Genomic DNA, 3,908 nt, shown 5'->3' with positions numbered 1-3,908 from the left:
CGCTGCCCGGATTGGTCAGGAATCAAACATCGGAAAAACTGTTCGAAAGCAAATGTCTTAACAGTCGCACTTTGCTCTGAATATTCCAGCAGGCTCTTCTCCGCGACCCCTGCCGCGCTGATGAAACGAACGCCCGGTGCACACCGTCGGCTCATCTGCTCTCGCATTCGGGATTCTGGGATTAACACCACGGAACGTGCCATCCCACTTGCTATTTCACTTTTGTAAACTTACATTAGAAATCGCAGCCGCGTTGATTCGCTTTGGCTGATTTCGTCGCACCATCCAGGGTCCCGTAAGTTTGAACCGCGTAGTCGTGGTCAGTTGAAAAGCCCTGTTCAATACAAAAGGAAAACAGCACCATGCAACGGGTCCCGAAACCGGAATTCTTCTGCAATCTCTCGCGGCAGTTTTTATTGCAAATCTGCCTGCTTGCCCTCTGTCTCTGCGGATTCTCCTCTGCGGAAGTTTGTGCCGCCGAAAACTGGAAAGCGGGCATCGCTAAAACGATAATCACTCCGGAAACAGAAGTCTGGCTTGCCGGTTACGGATCGAAACGGGCACCCGATGGGAAGCTGCACGACATCTGGATGAAAGCCCTGGCGCTGGAAGACAACAAAGGGCAGCGTGCCGTCCTGATCACCAGCGATTTTCAAGGCGTTCCCCAAAGTATGAGCGACCGCGTCTTCGAGCAGATCAAAAACAACTATGGACTCGAACGCAAACAGATCATGTTTACTTTCTCGCACAACCACTGCGGCCCGCGCCTGGGCGATGATCTGTACGATTATTATCCCACCACTCCCCAGCAGGACAAACTCGTCGAAGAATATACCGATCGCATGGTCGTCGAAACGGTTAAAATGATCGGACAGGCACTGGCAAACCTCTCCCCCGCCAGTCTGCATACGGGAACGGGACAAGCCACGTTCGCCGTCAATCGTCGCAACAATCGGGAAGCCGATATCCTCTCTCTCTTAAAATCTGGCAAAGCGCTGGTGGGTCCCGTCGATCACGCGGTCCCCGTGATGACGGTCACACGTCCTGACGGAAAACTCGACGCCGTCCTTTTTGGTTATGCCTGCCATCCCACGACGCTCAGCTTCACCAAAGTCTGTGGCGATTATCCCGGTTTCGCGCAACTCGAAATCGAAAAAAATCATCCGGGCGTCACGGCCATGTTTGTCAACACCTGCGGCGGCGATCAGAACCCGCTCCCCCGCAGAACCGTCGAACTCTGCGAAAAATACGGTCATCTCCTGGCAGTGGGCGTCGAAGAAGTTCTGCAGAAACCACTCAAACCGATTTCTCCCGGCTTGAAGACCGCATTTGAATATGTCGAACTCCCTTACCTCAAAGTCGTCACCCGCGCCGATCTGGAAGCGGACACCAAAAGCAGCAATGCCATTAAAAAACGCTGGGCCGAACGCCTGCTGAAAAAACTGGATCAAGGCGAAACGTTTCCGGCTTCCTATCCGTATCCGATTCATGCCTGGCGTCTGGGCACCGAAACACTGATGATCGGAATGGGCGCGGAAACCGTGGTCGATTACTCGCTCCGTTTCAAACAGGAATTCGGACCGGGCACCTGGGTCTGCGGTTATGCGGACGACATGATCTCCTACATCCCCTCCAAACGCGTCTGGCTTGAAGGAGGTTACGAAGGGGGTGCGAACCTTTACGAATACGGTCGCCCTGCTTACCGCTGGGGACCTGATACGGAAGACCTCATCTCCGCATCAGTTCACAAGCTGGTAAAGCTGGTTGATTCGAAAACAGACTGAAGCGGTCAACCGGCAGCAGACCTGCTCAGACTTCGACAGATGTCACAGATTTTCCGGCGAAAATTTTCTGAATGAGTGGAAATTCTAAAAGCTGCACACGCTCCTCAGCCGTTAAGGGACGAATCGGCCGGGGAGCAAAGTTGCCGGGAATGCCTCGCATGTTTAACAGCGCCGTCACAGACGCAAACAGCGGCGCGGAAAACGTGATCAGAATTCGCAGTAATTCAGACAGATCCTGCTGAACCAGCGCCAGTTCTTCCCAGTTCTCTGCTTCAGTGGCGGCGACCATGTTTTCAATCCACTCCGGCACCAGACCATAAATTCCGTCCAGATGCTCATACACTCCGGATCGTAACAGTACGTCCATTAAATTAGGCTGCGCCACAATCACTCGGAACTCATCACCAATCGCATCAATTACCGGGCGAATCGTCACAAAATGATCCGAACATTTAATCCCGTGAATGTTCGGGTGTTCGGCCAGTTTCAACACGGTTCCCACTTCGAGTTTTGTTCCCGTTGTCTGAGGCAGGTCGTACAGAAACAGCGGTTTGGAACTCAAGTCTGCCAGCGACAGGTAATAATCGATCAAATCTTCCTGACTGAATTTGATAAAATAAGGAGCCACCACAACAACACCATCAATATCATATTCCTCGACCATGCGGATGCGATCACGGGTCCGCACGAAACTGGTATCCCCCACTCCCACCAGCAACTCGGCTTTGCCTGCATTGAAGTGCACACTCTGCTCGACCAGCTGCAGATAGGTGGATTCCTTAAGTAACTGCATCAGCCCCATCGTTCCGGCGACTAAAAACCCGTTAATACCATGCGCCAGCTGATCCTGAATATGCGCTTCCAGCCCCGGCAGATGCAATTCTTCGTCTGCCGTCAGTGGAGTTCCCAGCGCGGTAATCATCTTGATTGGTTTGGCCATGTGTTATGACTTTCTTTGTTTGAATTGACGGGTGATTAAGATGTTTGATCAATAAACTCTGCTAAGGTAATTACCGGACAGGTACGGGAAGCCAGCATCCGGTCAATCGAGGGCTGATCTTTGAATCCCGTGCCTGTGATGAGACAGACCACTGTTTCCTCACGTTGAATTTTTCCCTCGTTTGTGGCCTGCAGAACTCCCGCCAGTGAAACCGCTGCGGCAGGTTCACAGAAAATTCCTTCCTGCCGCGCGAGCTGTGACTGCACTTCATAGACGGTTTCGTCTTCGACCAGGTAACCGGCACCTCCGGTCTTTCGGCAGGCGAAAATGACTTCGTCCCCATCGAGCACGCTGGCAACCTGCAGACCACCAATTTCAGTCGTGCTCTGACAGGACTGCGCGCGATCGGCGCCCGCTCTTAACGGCCCGGCAATTGTATTATTACCCGCCGGCTGCACACAGTGTATGGCCGGCAGGCGGGTGATTTTTTTCTGCTGCAAAGCCGTCTCAAGCCCCCGCACGACGGCCAGCAGCAACCCCCCGCCCCCCGCGCAACTGAAGACGTGATCAAGGGGACGCTGCAACAAAGCGGACTGATCCACAAGTTCCCGCCCAATCGCTTCCACCCCCTGCATACTGACAGGGTTAAATTGATAACTGCTGATCTGCAGCTGCGCACCAGACGCCGCTCCGATCTGTTTCAGATGTCTAAACGTGTCTCTGGTAATATCCGGGTCGGCTCCGAAATCACGAATCTTCCAGATTTCCGCACCGTAGGCCAGCATCTGTTTCAATTTGTTTTCCGGCGCGCCACTAAATACGACGACCTGACATGACATTCCCGCGGCGGCACTGTAGGCGGCAAGCGCGGAACCGGCATTTCCGCTCGAACAGGTCACAACACGGTTCTTGCCTTTCGCCAGCATATCCGTAATCGCGGCGGCAGCGAAACGATCTTTATAAGAGCCCGTCGGATTGACGGTTTCCAGTTTAAAATACAAATGGTCCAGCCCTGCGGCCGGACCAATGTGTCGGGACCGTAAGAGTGGCGTCTGCCCTTCACCTAAAGTGAATTTTTCTAAATCCATCTACCAGTCCCTGGTAAAAAATCATCAATTCATTGATGCCGACAACAAAATATTTAACCAAAACGATCGAGATCAGAGCCGCTTTCAAAACATCAG

Annotated in this window: 4 protein-coding genes; 1 reads left to right on the top strand and 3 read right to left on the bottom strand. The window is 52.9% G+C overall.

Features of this window, described 5'->3' with window-relative positions; genetic code table 11:
• Positions 1-235: 235 nt before the first annotated feature.
• A complete protein-coding gene (locus Q0294_RS04975; protein ID WP_299461535.1) occupies positions 236-364 on the bottom strand; it encodes a hypothetical protein in 129 nt (42 codons plus the stop codon).
• Here Q0294_RS04975 and Q0294_RS04970 point away from each other — a divergent pair.
• Positions 363-1,784 carry a neutral/alkaline non-lysosomal ceramidase N-terminal domain-containing protein gene (locus Q0294_RS04970; RefSeq protein ID WP_299461533.1) on the top strand — a complete coding sequence of 474 codons (1,422 nt, stop codon included), beginning with the start codon at positions 363-365 and terminating at the stop codon, positions 1,782-1,784. The genes Q0294_RS04975 and Q0294_RS04970 overlap by 2 nt on opposite strands.
• 25 nt (positions 1,785-1,809) lie before the next feature.
• On the opposite strand, the gene Q0294_RS04965 is transcribed toward Q0294_RS04970, so the two are convergent.
• Together Q0294_RS04965 and Q0294_RS04960 are read right to left on the bottom strand one after the other, a co-directional pair.
• Positions 1,810-2,724: a dihydrodipicolinate synthase family protein gene (locus Q0294_RS04965; protein ID WP_299461531.1), complete on the bottom strand. Its 915-nt coding sequence runs from the start codon at positions 2,722-2,724 to the stop codon at positions 1,810-1,812.
• Between the two features lie 35 nt (positions 2,725-2,759).
• A complete protein-coding gene (locus Q0294_RS04960; RefSeq protein ID WP_299461529.1) occupies positions 2,760-3,812 on the bottom strand; it encodes a pyridoxal-phosphate dependent enzyme in 1,053 nt (350 codons plus the stop codon).
• Between the last annotated feature and the right edge of the window lie 96 nt (positions 3,813-3,908).

Source organism: uncultured Gimesia sp. (assembly GCF_937919775.1).
GTDB lineage: Bacteria > Planctomycetota > Planctomycetia > Planctomycetales > Planctomycetaceae > Gimesia.
Note: the sequence above shows the minus strand (reverse complement) of the source record. Positions and strands in the feature narration are given on the sequence as shown.